Here is a 15,522-nt window from a genome sequence, read left to right as displayed (position 1 = left end):
TAAGCATTGATTAGTGCGGTTAATGATGATTAACCGCACCCCTTCTCTCAGATCAGATAAATTCTGTTTTCCATTAGCGATTTTTAAGAAAAAAGCCACCTTTGGCCTGAAAGTGACCTTTTCGGGCCAAAAAAGATTACTTTCTGCACTGTTTCTTAAGCCAAATGGCGAAGTAAAGGTCACAAAAGATTATTGGCTTTAAACTAATAAGAGGATTCTTAAAGACGACAGCCAGCCGTATGAATAACATGTTTCCTATGTTCGAAATCAACCTGATGATTTTCAGACAATCTCATTCCCCTGAGTAGAGTAAAGAATTGCTGTGTGTAGTCTTTGCCCATCCCCTGTGATGGGCTTTTTTTTTGCCTGAATCTGACCAGATATAAACAGAAAAGGCCCGCATAGCGGGCCCTGAAGAGTGCTAACAACCCGTATCAGGCTGTTTTATTTAACTGCGCCAGACTCACCCAGGTCTCCACCACCGTGTCCGGGTTCAGTGACAGACTGTCGATGCCCTCTTCCATCAGCCATGCGGCGAAATCCTGATGGTCTGACGGTCCCTGCCCGCAGATTCCGACATATTTCCCCTTCTGCTTCGCGGCCCTTATGGCCATTGAAAGCAGCATCTTCACGGCCTCGTTACGCTCGTCAAACAGCGCGGAGACGACGCCAGAGTCGCGGTCCAGCCCCAGCGTCAGCTGAGTCATGTCGTTTGAGCCAATAGAGAAGCCATCGAAGTGCTCCAGGAATTGATCCGCCAGCAGGGCATTGGACGGGATCTCGCACATCATAATGATCTTCAGCCCGTTCTCGCCGCGCTTCAGTCCCTGACGCCCCAGCTCTTCCACCACAGCCTTCGCCTGCTCAACGGTGCGCACAAACGGAACCATAATCTCGACGTTTGTCAGGCCCATCTCGTTGCGAACACGTTTCACCGCTTCGCACTCCAGTGCAAAGCAGTCCCGGAAGCTGTCAGCGACATAGCGACCCGCACCCCGGAATCCCAGCATCGGGTTTTCCTCTTCCGGCTCGTAGCGTTCTCCACCCACCAGGTTGGCATATTCATTGGTTTTAAAGTCAGAAAGTCGGACAATTACGCGTTTCGGCGCAAAAGCGGCGCCAAGCGTGGCAATTCCTTCAGTCAGTCGAGCGATGTAAAACTCCACCGGATCATCAAATCCTTTCATCATTTTACGGATCTGCTGCTGCAGCTCCGGCGTCTGTTGGTCAAACTCCAGCAGCGCTTTAGGGTGGACGCCGATCATACGGTTAATGATAAATTCCAGCCGCGCCAGACCCACGCCTTCGTTAGGCAGACAGGCGAAATCAAAGGCGCGATCGGGGTTGCCCACGTTCATCATGATCTTCAGCGGCAGTTCAGGCAGTGAATCGACCTGCGAACTGGTGACGTCGAAGTCGAGCAGTTGATCATAGACGTAGCCGGTATCACCTTCGGCACATGAGACCGTGACGTTATGCCCCTCTTTCAGCCGGTCGGTGGCGTCACCACAACCCACCACTGCCGGAATGCCCAGCTCACGCGCGATGATCGCAGCATGACAGGTCCGTCCGCCACGGTTAGTCACAATCGCTGATGCTTTTTTCATGATCGGTTCCCAGTCCGGGTCGGTCATGTCGGTCACCAGCACATCGCCTTTTTCAATGCGATTCATTTCGCTGATATCGTGGATGACCTTCACCACGCCTGCGCCAATACGATGACCGATAGCACGACCTTCCACGACGACGCTGCCCTGCCCCTGCAGCGTGTAACGCTCCATTACCTGACCATTTGAGCGTACGGTTTCAGGGCGCGCCTGAACAATAAACAGTTTGCCGGTGTGCCCATCTTTGGCCCACTCAATATCCATCGGGCGCTGATAATGCTGTTCAATCAGCACCGCCTGCTTCGCCAGCGCCTGCACTTCCTCATCGCTCAGGCAGAAACGGTCGCGTTCGGCCTCAGGCACATCTTCGATCCGCACCTGCTCGCCATGCGCCTGGGAATCGGCATAGACCATGCGAACCTTTTTCGAGCCCATATTGCGGCGCACAATCGACGGACGATCGGCTGCCAGGGTTGGCTTGTGCACATAGAACTCATCCGGGTTAACGGCACCCTGCACCACCATTTCCCCCAGCCCCAGTGCGGCGGTGATAAAGACCACCTGATCAAAGCCGGACTCGGTATCAATGGTGAACATCACACCCGAGGCGGCCAGGTCTGAACGCACCATGCGCTGTATTCCCGCTGAGAGCGCAACGCCACGATGGTCATAGCCCTGATGCACACGGTAGGAGATAGCGCGGTCATTAAACAGCGAGGCGAAGACATGCTTTACCGCCACCATGACGGCGTCGATGCCCTGTACATTCAGGAAGGTTTCCTGCTGGCCGGCAAAAGAGGCGTCAGGCATATCTTCTGCGGTTGCAGAGGAGCGCACGGCAAACGACGCGGCATCATCATCAGCAGAAAGCTGCTTATAGGCGTCCAGAATGGCGGACTCCAGCTCGGGCAGGAACGGTGTCTCCACGACCCACTGACGAATCTGCTTACCCGCTTTTGCCAGCGCATCAACGTCATCAATATCGGTCTCATCCAGCAGCGCATAAATACGCTGATTCAGCCCGCTTTGATCGAGGAACAGGTTAAAGGCGTAGGATGTGGTCGCGAAACCGTTGGGCACGGAAACGCCCAGCGACGACAGATTAGTAATCATTTCACCCAGAGAGGCATTTTTGCCCCCCACCCGGTCAACATCATGCATGCCAAGCTGGTTATACCAGAGCACGAGTGGCTGTTCGCCTTTACTGGACATTGAGCTTATCCTTTATCAATTATCAATGAATGGACACAGGGAGTAATCTGTCTTCAGCCTGGCATATCACCCTCTCAATAACGATCTGTTGAATCGTTAAAGCAGAATTTCAGCCACAGTTTCGGAATTGTGAGCGCATTATTTTGCTGTTGCGCAAAGTCGCCTTTTTTCTCTAAATGATTGATGCCACAGGAAATGGCAGATTTTCAGCCACTTAAGCATTCTGTTTTGTTGCGCAACAACTGCGTGGCTACTTGCGGCTTAACGACAGATTAAAAAGAATGCTGGCTCAACGAGCCACCCTTTCATTTTTAGTATCGTGATGAAACGACAGACAAATAATCCGGACAGACATTCCAGAAATTAAAATCAGAGATGATTTATTTAATCGCATGGCCCATGCTGAATGCTCACTCTTGTCTGAGGCTGATTTCGTTATGACAACTGACAGAAGCGTTTTTTATATCTCCGATGGTACGGCCATTACGGCTGAGGTGCTGGGTCATGCGGTGCTGTCGCAGTTTCCGGTCAATATCACCAGCCTGACGCTGCCGTTTGTGGAAAATGTTCAGCGGGCGCTGGCGGTTAAAGCCCAGATTAACGCGCTCTATCAGCAGAGCGGTGTCAGGCCGCTGGTCTTTTTCTCCATCGTGACGCCGGAAGTGCGCGACATCATCGTACAGAGTGACGGCTTTTGTCAGGATATCGTCCAGGCGCTGGTCGCCCCGCTTCAGCAGGAGCTGGGGCTATCGCCCGCGCCGGTGGCACACCGTACCCATGGACTGGATGCCAGTAACCTGGGTAAATATGACGCACGTATCGCGGCCATCGATTACACCCTGGCGCATGATGACGGCATCTCGCTGCGCGGGCTGGAAGATGCGCAGGTGATTCTGTTAGGCGTCTCGCGCTGTGGCAAAACACCCACCAGCCTCTATCTGGCAATGCAGTTTGGTATTCGCGCCGCCAACTATCCATTCATTGCCGACGATATGGATAACCTTAAACTCCCGCCCGCGCTGCGCGCGCATCAGAATAAACTGTTCGGGCTGACCATCGACCCGGAACGGCTGGCTGCGATACGTCAGGAGCGGGCGGAAAATACCCGTTACGCCTCGATGCGTCAGTGCCGGCTGGAGGTGGGCGAAGTGGAAGCGCTGTTTCGCACTCATCAGATCCGCTATCTCAACAGCACCAACTACTCCGTGGAGGAGATTGCGACCAAAATTCTCGACATTATGGGCCTGACTCGCCGCATGTACTGATGGGTAACTGGCGCTGAACTGTAAAGCGGCGCTGCCGTCGCTTTTGATTTCATTATTAAATTCCGGGTTGAATTCGCAGACTAATGGTTTATTGTGACCACCATCACTTCCCGGTATTTCACCGCTGCGAAGAACCGTTTTCGAGAAACCCATGAACAAAACCGACGAACTGCGTACCGCACGCATTGGTAGTCTGATTACCCCCGCCAGCCTGGCGGCTGAGCATCCTGTCTCTCCGGCAATTGCCGACAATGTCACCGCTGCCCGTAAACGTATTGCCCGTATTCTGACGGGTGAAGATCCCCGCCTGCTGGTGGTGATTGGCCCCTGCTCGCTGCACGACCCGAAAGCGGCACTGGAATATGCTGAGCGTCTGAACGCGTTACGCAGCCACTATGAAGATCGGCTGGAGATTGTGATGCGTGCCTACTTTGAAAAGCCGCGCACCGTAGTGGGCTGGAAAGGCTTAATCTCCGATCCGGATCTGGATGGGAGCTACGATGTGAACCGCGGCATAGGCATCGCCCGCCAGCTGCTGATTGATATCAACGCGCTGGGCCTGCCTACCGCCACGGAATTCCTGGATATGGTGATCGGCCAGTTTATTGCCGATCTGATTAGCTGGGGCGCGATTGGCGCACGCACCACCGAAAGCCAGATCCACCGCGAAATGGCATCGGCCCTCTCCTGCCCGGTCGGCTTTAAAAACGGCACCGATGGTAACGTACAGATTGCCGTGGATGCGATTCGCGCCGCGCGCGCCAGCCACATGTTCCTTTCGCCCGATAAGCTGGGCCAGATGACTATCTATCAGACCAGCGGCAACCCGCATGGTCATGTGATCCTGCGTGGCGGCAAACAGCCTAACTATCATGCCAGTGATGTCGCCGCCGCAGCCGAAAGTCTGTCGGCATTTAATCTGCCACAGCAACTGGTGATCGACTTTAGTCACGGTAACTGCCTGAAGCAGCATCGTCGTCAGATGGATGTCGCGGCAGAGGTGGCAGAACAGATTAAAGCGGGATCGCAGGCCGTTGCTGGTGTGATGATTGAAAGCTTCCTGGAAGAGGGCAATCAGAAAGTCGTCAGCGGCGAACCGCTGGTCTATGGCAAGTCGATTACCGATCCCTGCCTCGGCTGGCAGGAGAGCGAAAAGGTGCTCGCCCTGCTGGCCGAGGCGGTTTCTCACCGCCTCTGAGTCTGCATCAGCTGGAGCAGCTCACTTCCAGGGTTTTGCCCCAGTCTGGCGGCCGCTGACGATATTCAGCGGCTGTCTGATCGCTAAAGGGTTGCTGTAACGCCTGATGCAGACGTGCCAGCGCCCCCTGCTCTCCCCGCTCCGCCTCTTCAATCGCCTGCTGCGCCAGATAGTTGCGCAGAATCACCGCCGGATTGGCCGCCTTCATCACGGCCTGACGTTCTGCATCGCTGACCTGCTCATCCATCAGACGGCTGCGGTAGCGCTGATACCAGCTATCAAACGCCTCACGATCGATAAACTCATCCCGCAGCTGTGAACGGCTGTCAGCCTGTTGCGTCTCACTAAGCAGGCGGAACGTCAGGGTGTAATCGCTATGCTCCTGCGTCATCAGTGCCAGCAAATCGGTCAGAATCTCATTATCGCTGCTCTGCTGCGTCAGCAGACCGAGTTTCGCCCGCATCCGTTCGCCCCAGACCCGCATCAGTTCAGGTTCGTAGGCGCTCAGTGCCGTCCGCAACTGCTCGGTGGTCAGCAGACCCGACAGCGCATGTGCCAGCCGGTTAAGATTCCACATACCGATCATTGGCTGATTTTCAAAGCTGTAGCGCCCCTGATAGTCGCTGTGATTACAGATGAAGTCGGGCTGATAATCATCCAGAAAACCAAAGGGGCCATAGTCGATGGTCAGACCCAGAATCGACATGTTGTCCGTGTTCATCACTCCATGAGCAAAGCCCACGCTCTGCCACAGCGCAATCAGACGCGCAGTGCCTAACACAATGTCGGTAAACCACTGTTGATAGCGGTCTGCTTCAGCGTCCAGATGCGGCCAGTGATGGCGAATGGCGTAGTCGGCCAGTTGCTGCACTTTCTCCTGCTGCTGGCTGTAAAAGAAATGCTCGAAATGACCGAAACGCAGATGACTCGGTGAAATGCGCATCAGCATCGCGCCACGCTCTGTTGTTTCGCGGTAGACCGGCTCATCACCTATCGACAGGGTCAGCGCACGCGTGGTGGGAATGCCCAGATGATGCAGCGCTTCCGAGGCGAGAAACTCACGCACGCTGGAACGGATCACGGCACGTCCATCGCCCATGCGGGAATAAGGCGTCAGGCCTGCGCCCTTGAGATGCCAGTCCAGCTTGCTGCCATCCTCCAGACGCTGCTCACCCAACAGAATGCCGCGCCCGTCGCCAAGCTGGCCCGCCCAGACGCCAAACTGATGGCCGCTATAGACCTGCGCCAGCGGCTGCATGCCGGGCAGCAGTGCGGCACCGTGCCAGACGGCATGACCCTTATCGGCAAAGAGCGCGCTATCCAGCCCCATTGAGGCTGCAAGCGGTGCGTTATGATACAGCAGGCGTCCGCCTGCCAGTGGCGTGGGGTTCAGCGCGGTGTAACACCCGGTAAGTTCACGGAACCAGGTGTTGTCAAAAGAGGCCTTGCCTGAGGACATTGTTTCTCCCATGCGATGCTCAGCGTTACTTAAGGTTAGTCCTCTAGTGTAACGCTGATAGCGGGGATTAACAGGAAGTATCAGCCGGGATGCTGCGCGGATGGCACACGATCGTCGGCGCAGATCAGTGAATGCAGCGCGTCAGATTTTACCACCGGGAAGAGCGCACCCTGAAACTCGGCACCGCTCAGCTGGCTGACTTTATCCAGCAGCACGTCGTCATCAATGCCACAAATAATGAGCCGGTCACAATGGGCGCGGAAATTATCGATAATGCTCTGAATAAATGGCACGAATGAAGCGCGCTTTGCCAGCGAATGAATAAACTCTTTGTCCAGGCAGATGCAGCTGAATAAATTATCGTAGACCGCATTAGAGGGGGTCTTACCCGCGCCGAAATGAGAAATCGCTAAATTAAACTCAGCATGCAGGCTTGCCAGCAGGGGATTATTTTTTCCCAGTTTTAGTTGCGGAAACGTTTCAGTGATATTCAACAGAATGAATGGCAACTGATTTATTTTGCGCATCACTAATTCGCTGGCCAGCAGCGTCCGGGCCATGCCTTCATCAATACGTATAAATGCTGACACGGAATGCGCTTCAAAAAAGCCGCGATTCTGCTCCAGCAATCCAATCTGACTTTGCAGCAGGCGCAGCTGCTGCGACTCATCGAGCTGCGGCAGCAACAGATCCTGCGGCAGGGTGATGGGGGCACTTTCATGCACAAACTGCGTGACCAGCTCGACAGCAGTCAGTCGCCCATTAACATCACAGACAGGATAAAACCAGATTTCCGACTGATAGTCGGCCGAAAGATGAATTTTCATTTTAATGCCAGAATATGCGGCGATGGGGATATCGTATAGTAATGGTCAGGCGCAGGCAATAGTGCCAAATCATTGAAGAGACGAACTTCTTTACTCTTCCATTGCCGTTTGGCAGCAGGCGATCACCCTTAAGCCAAATAGTAGCGATAAAACAGCGGTTATTAGTGGAATTAAATAAGCGTTTATTATGTTTATTAAAACCCACGCTCAATAACTGTCATTTAAAATAAACCTTTTACTCTCTGTTTTAACTCTATTTAAAATTGGACTTAAGTCTGATTCCCCGGACCTGCGTTTAAATACGACGGGCCTGCCAGAACACTTTTCGCCAGTAGACATTGTCGAGCGAGGAGCGGATGACGCCCTGGCTGGTTGAGGCATGAATAAAGGCATTATCGGTGTCATAAATGCCCACATGCAGGCCATTCTCCCCGCGACCGGTTTTGAAGAAGACCAGATCGCCTGGCAGCAGCTCGTCTTTGCTGATTCGGGTGCCGATATCGCTTTGAGCTGAGGTGGTGCGCGGCAGTTGCAGCGCAAATTTATCGCGGAAAGTCAGATAGACAAAGCCGGAGCAGTCAACCCCGTTACGACTCATGCCGCCATAGCGATAAGGCGTACCACGCCAGTTACCGAGCTGATCGTTCAGTTCCGCAATCACGGTGATCGAATCGGAAAGACGGCCATTAATCGGCGGAGCGTGATGACTGCATCCCGTCAGCAGCAGAACTAAAATCAGCAAACCCAGGCGCATCGCCAAATGTCCTTATCAGAAGTTGCAACCGGCTTAATGTAGCGGTAAAGCCCGCCGGGTAGCAAGTGTCAGGGCAATACGGTCAGCAGCGTGCGTCCTTCGAGTTCAAGCTGCCGGAAAGCAATCTGGTAGAGCGGTGTCAGGCGCTGCGGCGTCAGAACCTCTGCCGGTTCACCCTGGGCTATCAACGCTCCCTGATCCATCAGCCAGACCCGATCCGCCTGTTGCAGGCTGTGGTTGAGGTCGTGACTGCTGGCGATAACGCTGATGCCCGCCGCGCACAGGTCGGCAATCAGATCGTCCACCGCTTTTTGCTGGGCGATATCCAGCGCGGTCATGGGCTCATCAAGGATCAGCAGCCGCCCGTGTGGATTGATGTTGGGATCAACCTGCACACAGACCGCCGCCAGCCTGACGCGCTGCCATTCACCACCGGAGAGCCGGGTCAGTGAACGCGATAACTTATCCTGCAGCTGAAGCCGTTTCAGCAGCGTGCTGAGGCGATCGTCTGTCTGCCCCGCCGCCTGTTTCAGATGCAGACGCAAATAGTGCCAGACCGGCATCTGGCTTAGCGGTGCCTGCTGCTGAGGCAGCCAGCCGCGAACCCGGGCCATCGCTGCGCCATTCCAGTCACTCAGCGGCTGTTCGTCCAGCAGCACCGTGCCGGAGGCGGGTTGCAGTCCCGCAATCACACTGAGTAAGGTGCTTTTGCCTGCACCGTTCGGGCCTGCCACATGCAGCAGCTGACCGGCGGCAAGCTCACCGGTCAGTGGCAGCAGCCGTCCGGGGACGGCTGCCTGTTGCAGGCGCAACAGCATCTATTTTGCCAGCGCCTGCTTAATGGTTTCCAGAATGATCGGATCTTCCGGCGTCATGTCAGGTGCAAAACGCTGGATCACGCTGCCGTCACGGCCAATAAGGAATTTTTCGAAGTTCCACAGGATGTCGCCCTGCTCTTTCGGCGCGCGTCCTTTGCTCTCCATGCGCTCGTAAAAGCCGCTGCCTTCCGGGCGCACCGCGTCAGGTCGGGCCGCAATCAGCTGGGCATAGAGCGGATGGCGGCCTGCGCCATTCACCTCGGTTTTGGCAAACATCGGGAACGTGACACCATACGTGGTGCTGCAGAAGGTTTTAATCTCCTCACTGCTGCCCGGCTCCTGCTCCAGAAACTGGTTGCAGGGAAAACCGAGTACGCTGAAGCCCTGATCCTGCCAGGCTTTCTGCAGGTTCTCCAGCTCTTCATATTGCGGCGTCAGACCACATTTCGAGGCAACATTGACCACCAGCAGTACCTTGCCCTGCCATTGTGATAGCGTGGTTTTTTCCCCATCGAGCGTAACCAGTTCAGTTTGATATATGTTCATGCTGTTTCCTGTTGTGGATGCTGTTGTGGATGCAGAGTCGCCAGCCGAAGCTAGCGTGAAGATTTCACCAGTAAAATAATAAACAGCGGCGCGCCCAGTGTCGCCGTCACGACGCCTATCGGTAATTCCGCCGACGTCAGCGCCAGGCGTGCCACAATATCGGCTGCCAGTAATACACCGGCGCCAGCCAGCGCCGATGCCGGCAGCAGATAACGGTGATCGCTGATGCCGCTCATACGCAGCAGATGCGGGATCACCAGTCCGACAAAGCCAATAGCACCGGCCATCGCAACGCTGATGCCGACCAGCCAGCCCATGGCCAGCACCAGCAGGTTACGCCAGTAGAAGAGAGACAGTCCGAGCTGGCGGGCGGATGTCTCGCCCAGCGCCAGCAGATTAAGAATCTGCCCGGTCGCCCCCAGGGCCAGCATCACCGGCAGCAGCGCCAGCATCATCCAGCCATAGCGCCAGTCAATCCCGCTGAATCCCCCCATCATCCAGTACATCAACTGACGCAGATCGAGGCTGGTACTGAAGTAGACCGCCCAGGTCATGATGGCACTACAGATAATCCCCAGCGCTACGCCGGTAAGCAACAGCCGGGTGACTGAGAGCTGACGATGGGCAAAATGCAGCAGGATGAGCGTAATTATCAGTGCACCGGCCATCGCCGCCAGCCCAAGGCTCCACAGCGAGCCGCTGCCCAGCAGCACGCCGAGCACCAGGCCAATACCGGCACCATTTGAGACGCCGAGCAGGCCGGGCTCCGCCAGCGGATTTGTAAACAGCGCCTGCATCACGACACCGCATACCGCCAGCGATGCCCCGACCAGCACCACCGCCAGACTGCGAGGCAGCCGCAACTGCCAGACAAAGAGCCTGCCGCTTTCCGTGAACCAGTCTGAGGGCGCGATCCAGCTGTCACCGGCACACAGGCTGAGACAGAGCAGAGCAGAGAGCATAAGTGCTAACACAATAAGCCATTTCTGGCCGCGCTGGTCGGCCTGGCGCGCGAGCTGGTCGAGCAGAGACATAAGCGGGATTAGCTGAGAAAACAGAGATTTGATTGTAGAGGGATTGCAGAAAAAAGAAAGGCAGATGAGGCGGTTTGCATTTTGCTGTCAGGGAGATTAACGGGCGTGGGAGGCGGGATTGCTGCGTACTGAAACCATGAAAAAAGGCCGCTTGCGCGGCCTTTTTGAAACGCTGAAATTCAGTCAGTCTCTTTGGGTGTAGCGTTCTCTACGCGGCTTTTCAGCTTCTGTCCTGGGCGGAACGTTACTACGCGACGCGCAGTAATCGGAATATCTTCACCCGTTTTCGGGTTTCTGCCAGGACGCTGGTTTTTGTCACGCAGGTCAAAATTACCAAACCCAGACAGTTTTACCTGTTCTCCATTCTCCAAAGCGCGACGTACCTCTTCGAAAAACAGCTCAACTAACTCTTTGGCATCGCGTTTGCTCAGCCCGAGTTTCTCAAACAGGTACTCTGACATCTCAGCTTTTGTAAGCGCCATAGGTTCAATCCCTCAAGGTTGCCTGGAATCGCTCTTTTAATGCCGCAACGCATTTGCCAACGGTCGCGGCAATCTCCTCTTCTTCGAGTGTCCGGCTGGTATCCTGCAAAATCAGGCTGATTGCGAGGCTCTTGTAGCCCTCAGAAACGCCCTTACCGCGGTACACGTCAAACAAGTTTACGCCAACTACCTGATTTACGCCAACTTTCTTACACTCCGCGATGATATCTGCTGCGGGGACGTTTTCAGCCACCACAACGGCAATATCACGACGGTTCGCCGGGAAGCGAGAAATCTCGCGCGCGTCAGGCAGGACGCGGTCTGCGACCTTATTCCAAAGCAGTTCAAAGACTAAGGTGCGGCCATTGAGATCAAGCTTACGTTCCAGCTCAGGATGAACCACGCCGATAAATCCGATATGTTCATCATGCAAATAAATCGCCGCGCTCTGTCCTGGATGCAACGCCGGATTCGCTTCAGCACGGAAGCTGATGTCATCCAGTTTGCCGGTTAAATCGAGCAGCGATTCTAAATCGCCTTTCAAATCATAGAAGTCAACTGTCTGACGCGCCAGATCCCAGTGCTCTTCAACGCGGTTACCGCTGATGACGCCAGCCAGCATAAGATCCTGACGGATGCCTAAATCTGCCTGGGTATCCGGCACAAAGCGTAAGCCGCTCTCAAACAGACGCACGCGGCTCTGCTGACGGTTCTGGTTGTAGACTACCGCGCTGAGCAGGCCGGTCCAGAGTGAGAGACGCATGGTTGACATATCGCTGGAGATTGGGCTCGGCAGCAACAGCGCCTCTTCACCCGGGTGCAGCAGCTGCTGAATTTTCGGATCGACGAAGCTGTAGGTAATCGCTTCCTGATAGCCCTTATCCACCAGCAGGTTTTTCGCGCGCTTCAGCGACAGATTCGCTTCGCGATGCTGAGTCATCACCAGACCCGCCTGTACCGGCACATCCGGAATGTTGTTGTAGCCATAAATACGGGCCACTTCTTCAACCAGATCTTCTTCAATCGCCATATCGAAGCGCCAGCTCGGGGCGACGGCCTGCCACTGCCCTTCTCCCACGGTCACTTCACAGCCGAGACGCGTCAGAATGTCAGTCACCTGCTCATCCGCGATCACGTGGCCAATCAGACGGTCCAGCTTTTCACGACGCAGCGGGATCGTCGCTGGCACAGGCAGGGCTGCCTGATGGGTCTGATCGATGATCGGGCCCGCTTCACCGCCGCAGATTGACAGCAGCAGCTGGGTAGCACGCTCCAGTGCGGTATGTTGCAGCGCCGGATCAACACCACGCTCGTAGCGATGTGACGCGTCGGTATGCAGACCATGACGACGGGCGCGGCCGGTAATAGAGAGCGGATCAAAGTAAGCGCACTCGAACAGGATATTCTGCGTTTCGCCGTTCACGCCCGAATGTTCGCCACCAAAGATACCGGCCATCGCCAGCGCTTTCTGATGATCGGCGATCACTAAGGTATCACTCTGCAGGCTGGCTTCAGTGCCATCCAGCAGCGTCAGCTTTTCGCCTTCTTTCGCCATACGCACCACGATACCGCCGTCGATGCGGTCGAGATCGAAGGCGTGCATCGGCTGACCCAGCTCCAGCAGAACGTAGTTAGTGATATCCACCACCGGATCGATAGAACGAATACCACAACGACGCAGCTTCTCTTTCATCCACAATGGCGTTGACGCCTTTACGTTAATCCCTTTTACTACACGGCCCAGATAGCGTGGACAGGCTTCTGTCGCGTCAACCTGAATCGGGAAAGTGTCGTTCAGCGTCGCAGCGACCGGCTGCATCTCCGGCACGTCCAGTGGCAAACCATTGAGGACGGCGACATCACGGGCGATACCGATAAGACCCAGACAGTCAGCGCGGTTAGGCGTGACGCTGATTTCGATGGTGTTGTCATCAAGCTGCAGGTAGGCGCGGATGTCGGTGCCAATCGGCGCATCGGCTGGCAGCTCGATGATGCCGTTGTGGTCGTCGGAAATCCCCAGCTCGGAGAAAGAGCAGAGCATGCCTTCAGACGGCTCGCCACGCAGTTTAGCCGCTTTGATTTTGAAATCACCTGGCAGCACGGCGCCGACGGTGGCGACCGCGACTTTCAGTCCCTGACGGCAGTTCGGCGCGCCACAGACGATGTCCAGCAGGCGATCGCCGCCCACATTGATTTTGGTCACACGCAGCTTGTCTGCATTCGGGTGCTGGCCGCACTCCACCACTTCCCCGACCACGACGCCGTGGAACGCACCGGCAACCGGATCAACGCCGTCAACTTCCAGACCGGCCATAGTGATTTGTTCAGACAGCGCAGCGCTGTCCAGGGCTGGATTTACCCATTCGCGTAACCAGAGTTCACTGAATTTCATTGGATATCCTGCCCTTACTTAAATTGTTTGAGGAAACGTAAATCATTTTCAAAGAAGGCACGCAGATCGGTCACGCCGTAGCGCAACATGGTCAGACGCTCCATGCCCATACCAAAGGCGAAACCGGAGTAGACTTCCGGATCGATGCCGACATTACGCAGCACGTTAGGGTGAACCATGCCGCAACCCAGCACTTCCAGCCACTTGCCGTTTTTACCCATGACGTCTACTTCTGCTGATGGCTCAGTAAACGGGAAATAGGAAGGACGGAAACGAATCTGCAGATCTTCTTCGAAGAAGTTGTTCAGGAAATCGTGCAGCGTGCCTTTCAGGTTGGTAAAGCTGATATTTTTATCCACAATCAGCCCTTCCATCTGATGGAACATCGGGGTATGGGTCTGATCGTAATCGTTACGGTAGACGCGGCCTGGCGCAATAATGCGAATCGGCGGCTGCTGAGCCTTCATGGTACGGATCTGCACGCCGGACGTCTGGGTACGCAGCAGGCGCGTGGCGTCAAACCAGAAGGTGTCGTGATCAGCACGGGCCGGGTGATGGGCAGGAATATTCAGCGCATCGAAGTTATGATAATCATCTTCAATTTCTGGACCGGTTACGACGCCAAAGCCTAACTCACCAAAGAAGGTCTCAATGCGATCCATGGTGCGGGTTACCGGATGCAGGCCGCCATTCTCAATGCGACGACCTGGCAGAGAGACATCAATGGTCTCTTCAGCCAGACGGGCATTCAGCACCGCAGCTTCCAGGGCATCTTTGCGCGCATTCAGACGCTCAGTCACCTGCTGCTTCGCTTCATTGATTACCGCACCCGCTGCCGGGCGCTCTTCGGCTGGCAGCTCGCGTAACGTAGTCATCTGCAGTGTCAGATGTCCTTTCTTACCCAGGTATTCGACGCGCACCGCGTCAAGGGCGGCGATATCCGTCGCCCCGTCGATGGCCGCCGTGGCGCTGGCCACCAGTTCTGCGAGTTGGGACATAGTTTCCTCTTTTTCCAGTCAGGCTGGTCAGTTCTCGTTGGGACCTGCCGGTCCAATATGCTAGCGCCAGAAACAAAAAAGCCTCCACGAGGGAGGCTTTTAGCGCGATTTTTCGTTTCTTTTCTTATGCGCAAAAGCCCCTGGATGTCAGGCGCTAAAGTAAAAAAAGAAACGGAAAATAGCAGCGTTCATGCTTGCGGTTACCTTGTCATGCGATACAGGGGGTCTATTGAAATGCTCAGCGCCGGAAATGTCAATCTTTTGCGTAAGTTACAGGCAATAAAAAAGGGAGCAAGCTCCCTTTTCCATCTGACTTACGCCAGGGCTGATTTCGCTTTTTCGACCAGTGCAGAGAATGCCACTTTATCGAATACCGCGATGTCGGCCAGGATCTTACGGTCAATCTCAATGGCTGCTTTTTTCAGACCATTGATGAAACGGCTGTAAGACATGCCGTTCTGACGAGCCGCTGCGTTGATACGCGCGATCCACAGCTGACGGAACTGACGCTTACGTTGACGACGGTCACGGTAAGCATACTGACCAGCTTTGATAACAGCCTGGAAGGCAACGCGGTAAACACGTGAACGTGCACCGTAATAGCCTTTAGCTTGTTTTAAGATTTTTTTGTGACGTGCGCGAGCAACTACACCACGTTTTACACGAGCCATTTAGCTCTCCTGTTTAATATTCTGATTTAATGAAAAAATTACTTATGCGTACGGCAGGCAGGCAATTACCAGACCCAGATCGCCTTTTGACACCATGCCTTTAGGGCGCAGGTGACGTTTACGCTTAGTAGATTTTTTGGTCAGAATATGACGCAGGTTTGCGTGTTTACGCTTGAAGCCGCCAGAAGCGGTCTTGCGGAAACGCTTAGCCGCACCACGTACAGTTTTAATCTTTGGCATTTTAAAAATATCCACTTCG

The 15,522-nt window shown here is 54.9% G+C and carries 15 protein-coding genes, 1 other RNA gene and 1 other annotated feature; of the genes, 3 read left to right on the top strand and 13 right to left on the bottom strand.

The features are described from left to right. Nucleotides 1-257 precede the first annotated feature (257 nt). Nucleotides 258-365: antisense sRNA RprA (rprA, locus tag GVJ63_RS02540), an RNA gene on the top strand. A gap of 69 nt (nucleotides 366-434) precedes the next feature. Here rprA and ppsA read toward each other — a convergent pair. Beyond that, nucleotides 435-2,819, bottom strand: a complete 2,385-nt coding sequence (gene ppsA / locus GVJ63_RS02535; protein ID WP_010245649.1) for a phosphoenolpyruvate synthase — start codon at nucleotides 2,817-2,819, stop codon at nucleotides 435-437. 437 nt (nucleotides 2,820-3,256) lie between these two features. Here ppsA and GVJ63_RS02530 point away from each other — a divergent pair, with 437 nt between their 5' ends. Then, a complete protein-coding gene (locus tag GVJ63_RS02530; RefSeq protein WP_010245652.1) occupies nucleotides 3,257-4,084 on the top strand; it encodes a pyruvate, water dikinase regulatory protein in 828 nt (275 codons plus the stop codon). Nucleotides 4,085-4,235: 151 nt separating this feature from the next. After that, on the top strand, nucleotides 4,236-5,282 hold the full coding sequence (locus tag GVJ63_RS02525; RefSeq protein ID WP_159226378.1) for a 3-deoxy-7-phosphoheptulonate synthase: 1,047 nt from the start codon (nucleotides 4,236-4,238) through the stop codon (nucleotides 5,280-5,282). A 7-nt stretch (nucleotides 5,283-5,289) separates the two neighbouring features. Here the strand turns inward: GVJ63_RS02525 and GVJ63_RS02520 are convergent, their stop codons facing one another. The 12 genes from GVJ63_RS02520 to rpmI all read right to left on the bottom strand — a co-directional run bounded on the left by GVJ63_RS02520 (nucleotide 5,290) and on the right by rpmI (nucleotide 15,503). Beyond that, nucleotides 5,290-6,741, bottom strand: coding sequence for a YdiU family protein (locus tag GVJ63_RS02520; RefSeq protein WP_159226377.1), 1,452 nt, complete (start codon nucleotides 6,739-6,741; stop codon nucleotides 5,290-5,292). Nucleotides 6,742-6,821: 80 nt separating this feature from the next. After that, a complete protein-coding gene (locus tag GVJ63_RS02515; protein ID WP_061704014.1) occupies nucleotides 6,822-7,568 on the bottom strand; it encodes an EAL domain-containing protein in 747 nt (248 codons plus the stop codon). A 295-nt stretch (nucleotides 7,569-7,863) separates the two neighbouring features. Then, a complete protein-coding gene (locus GVJ63_RS02510; protein WP_010245666.1) occupies nucleotides 7,864-8,322 on the bottom strand; it encodes a C40 family peptidase in 459 nt (152 codons plus the stop codon). Nucleotides 8,323-8,390: 68 nt separating this feature from the next. Beyond that, a complete protein-coding gene (btuD, locus tag GVJ63_RS02505; RefSeq protein WP_159226376.1) occupies nucleotides 8,391-9,140 on the bottom strand; it encodes a vitamin B12 ABC transporter ATP-binding protein BtuD in 750 nt (249 codons plus the stop codon). Next, on the bottom strand, nucleotides 9,141-9,686 hold the full coding sequence (locus tag GVJ63_RS02500) for a glutathione peroxidase (protein ID WP_010670029.1): 546 nt from the start codon (nucleotides 9,684-9,686) through the stop codon (nucleotides 9,141-9,143). Nucleotides 9,687-9,736: 50 nt separating this feature from the next. Next, a complete protein-coding gene (gene btuC / locus GVJ63_RS02495; RefSeq protein WP_010670028.1) occupies nucleotides 9,737-10,720 on the bottom strand; it encodes a vitamin B12 ABC transporter permease BtuC in 984 nt (327 codons plus the stop codon). A 179-nt stretch (nucleotides 10,721-10,899) separates the two neighbouring features. Continuing rightward, a complete protein-coding gene (ihfA, locus tag GVJ63_RS02490) occupies nucleotides 10,900-11,202 on the bottom strand; it encodes an integration host factor subunit alpha (protein ID WP_003853259.1) in 303 nt (100 codons plus the stop codon). Nucleotides 11,203-11,206: 4 nt separating this feature from the next. Next, nucleotides 11,207-13,594, bottom strand: coding sequence for a phenylalanine--tRNA ligase subunit beta (gene pheT, locus GVJ63_RS02485; RefSeq protein WP_159226375.1), 2,388 nt, complete (start codon nucleotides 13,592-13,594; stop codon nucleotides 11,207-11,209). Between the two features lie 14 nt (nucleotides 13,595-13,608). Continuing rightward, nucleotides 13,609-14,592 (bottom strand): phenylalanine--tRNA ligase subunit alpha, encoded by a 984-nt coding sequence (gene pheS / locus GVJ63_RS02480; RefSeq protein ID WP_010245680.1) that lies wholly within the window; start codon nucleotides 14,590-14,592, stop codon nucleotides 13,609-13,611. Nucleotides 14,593-14,663: 71 nt separating this feature from the next. Next, nucleotides 14,664-14,789: a sequence feature (Phe leader region), on the bottom strand. Then, nucleotides 14,740-14,784 (bottom strand): pheST operon leader peptide PheM, encoded by a 45-nt coding sequence (gene pheM, locus GVJ63_RS02475; RefSeq protein ID WP_106120997.1) that lies wholly within the window; start codon nucleotides 14,782-14,784, stop codon nucleotides 14,740-14,742. It overlaps the preceding feature by 45 nt. Before the next feature lie 117 nt (nucleotides 14,790-14,906). Next, nucleotides 14,907-15,263: a 50S ribosomal protein L20 gene (gene rplT, locus GVJ63_RS02470; RefSeq protein ID WP_003853267.1), complete on the bottom strand. Its 357-nt coding sequence runs from the start codon at nucleotides 15,261-15,263 to the stop codon at nucleotides 14,907-14,909. Between the two features lie 42 nt (nucleotides 15,264-15,305). Beyond that, a complete protein-coding gene (gene rpmI / locus GVJ63_RS02465) occupies nucleotides 15,306-15,503 on the bottom strand; it encodes a 50S ribosomal protein L35 (protein WP_010245683.1) in 198 nt (65 codons plus the stop codon). Nucleotides 15,504-15,522 lie beyond the last annotated feature (19 nt).

The organism is Pantoea sp. 18059, assembly GCF_902706165.1.
GTDB lineage: Bacteria > Pseudomonadota > Gammaproteobacteria > Enterobacterales > Enterobacteriaceae > Pantoea > Pantoea agglomerans.
This window is presented reverse-complemented; position numbering and strand designations above follow the sequence as displayed.

What these genes read in the sequence shown, in the direction of transcription:
- GVJ63_RS02530 (WP_010245652.1), top strand. Translation starts at nt 3,257, where the DNA reads ATGACAACTGACAGAAGCGTTTTTTATATCTCCGATGGTACGGCCATT.
- rplT (WP_003853267.1), bottom strand. Translation starts at nt 15,263, where the DNA reads ATGGCTCGTGTAAAACGTGGTGTAGTTGCTCGCGCACGTCACAAAAAA.
- ppsA (WP_010245649.1), bottom strand. Translation starts at nt 2,819, where the DNA reads ATGTCCAGTAAAGGCGAACAGCCACTCGTGCTCTGGTATAACCAGCTT.
- GVJ63_RS02500 (WP_010670029.1), bottom strand. Translation starts at nt 9,686, where the DNA reads ATGAACATATATCAAACTGAACTGGTTACGCTCGATGGGGAAAAAACC.
- GVJ63_RS02525 (WP_159226378.1), top strand. Translation starts at nt 4,236, where the DNA reads ATGAACAAAACCGACGAACTGCGTACCGCACGCATTGGTAGTCTGATT.
- GVJ63_RS02515 (WP_061704014.1), bottom strand. Translation starts at nt 7,568, where the DNA reads ATGAAAATTCATCTTTCGGCCGACTATCAGTCGGAAATCTGGTTTTAT.
- rpmI (WP_010245683.1), bottom strand. Translation starts at nt 15,503, where the DNA reads ATGCCAAAGATTAAAACTGTACGTGGTGCGGCTAAGCGTTTCCGCAAG.
- ihfA (WP_003853259.1), bottom strand. Translation starts at nt 11,202, where the DNA reads ATGGCGCTTACAAAAGCTGAGATGTCAGAGTACCTGTTTGAGAAACTC.
- pheS (WP_010245680.1), bottom strand. Translation starts at nt 14,592, where the DNA reads ATGTCCCAACTCGCAGAACTGGTGGCCAGCGCCACGGCGGCCATCGAC.
- pheT (WP_159226375.1), bottom strand. Translation starts at nt 13,594, where the DNA reads ATGAAATTCAGTGAACTCTGGTTACGCGAATGGGTAAATCCAGCCCTG.
- GVJ63_RS02510 (WP_010245666.1), bottom strand. Translation starts at nt 8,322, where the DNA reads ATGCGCCTGGGTTTGCTGATTTTAGTTCTGCTGCTGACGGGATGCAGT.
- btuC (WP_010670028.1), bottom strand. Translation starts at nt 10,720, where the DNA reads ATGTCTCTGCTCGACCAGCTCGCGCGCCAGGCCGACCAGCGCGGCCAG.
- GVJ63_RS02520 (WP_159226377.1), bottom strand. Translation starts at nt 6,741, where the DNA reads ATGTCCTCAGGCAAGGCCTCTTTTGACAACACCTGGTTCCGTGAACTT.
- btuD (WP_159226376.1), bottom strand. Translation starts at nt 9,140, where the DNA reads ATGCTGTTGCGCCTGCAACAGGCAGCCGTCCCCGGACGGCTGCTGCCA.